Annotated in this window: 1 protein-coding gene; it reads left to right on the forward strand. The window is 75.9% G+C overall.

Going from position 1 to position 1152, the window contains the following annotated elements:
• The coding region (locus ACFWBB_RS39965; protein WP_385283371.1) for an MFS transporter at positions 1–974 on the forward strand (974 nt) is incomplete at its 5' end.
• Positions 975–1152 lie beyond the last annotated feature (178 nt).

Consider the following 1152-nt stretch of genomic DNA (forward strand, 5'->3'; position numbering starts at 1 on the left):
GGGCGGTTCGGGGTACTCGACCCGGGGGGGGCTGGGGTTCCGCTCCACGCGCGCGTGACGGGTCACGTCCACGCGCGCGTGACGGGTCACGTCCACGCGCGCGTGTCGACTGGGCGGGCGCGCTCGGGGTGTTCGCGTGCGGTGGGGTGCTGCTGATCGCGCTGGTACAGGGCGGGGTGGCCTGGCCCTGGCTGTCGGGGCCGTCGCTCGTCCTGTTCGGTACCGGGCTGGCCCTGGCCGGACTCGTCGTCGTCATCGAACGCCGGGCCGCGGAACCGATCATCCCCGGCTGGGTGTGGCGCCGCCGTACGATCGCGGCGGTCAACCTCGCGCTGGGCGCGCTGGGTCTGCTGATGGTGGCCCCGACGGTGTTCCTGCCGACGTACGCCCAGTCGGTGCTGGGCCTGGGGCCGGTGACCGCCGGGTTCGTGCTCTCCGTCTGGACGCTGAGCTGGCCGCTCTCGGCCGCCCTCAGCCAGCACGTCTACCGGCGCATCGGTTTCCGTGACACCGCGCTCCTCGGCATCGGCGCGGCCACGCTGATCCTGTTCGCGTTCCCGTTCCTGCCGTACCCCGGCGCGGCCTGGCAGCCGGCCCTGCTGATGCTGCTGCTCGGCGCGGCGCTGGGCCTCTTCCAGCTCCCACTCCTGGTCGGCGTGCAGTCGACGGTGGGGTGGTCGGAACGCGGGACCACGACCGCGTCCGTGCTGTTCTGCCGCCAGACCGGGCAGACGATCGGCGCGTCGGTGTTCGGCGCGGTCGCCAACGGGGTACTGGCGGCGCGGCTGGGCGGCGCGGGCGACCTGGACTCCGTGACCCGCGCCCTCGACGCCGGTACGGCACCCGACGCCACCCGGCACGCCATCGCGAGCGCCGTGCACGCCGTCTACCTGGGCGCGGCCTACGCCGCGGCGCTCGCCTTCCTGATACTGCTGTGCCTGGCCCCACGCAGGTTCCCGGTACTGACGGACTGACCGGCCGCCGGGCTGACCGGCCGCCGGGCCGCCGGGCTGGCGGGCTGGCGGGCTGGCGGGCTGGCGGGCTGGCGGGTCACCGGACCGCCGAGCGGCAGAGTCCCCGGGCCGCCGGATCGTGCCGTCGGCCGCGGCCGACGGCACGGCGGTCCTGGCCGCGCCGGACCCCGAAGGGGCC

Source organism: Streptomyces sp. NPDC060000, assembly GCF_042737375.1.
Classification (GTDB): Bacteria; Actinomycetota; Actinomycetes; order Streptomycetales; family Streptomycetaceae; genus Streptomyces.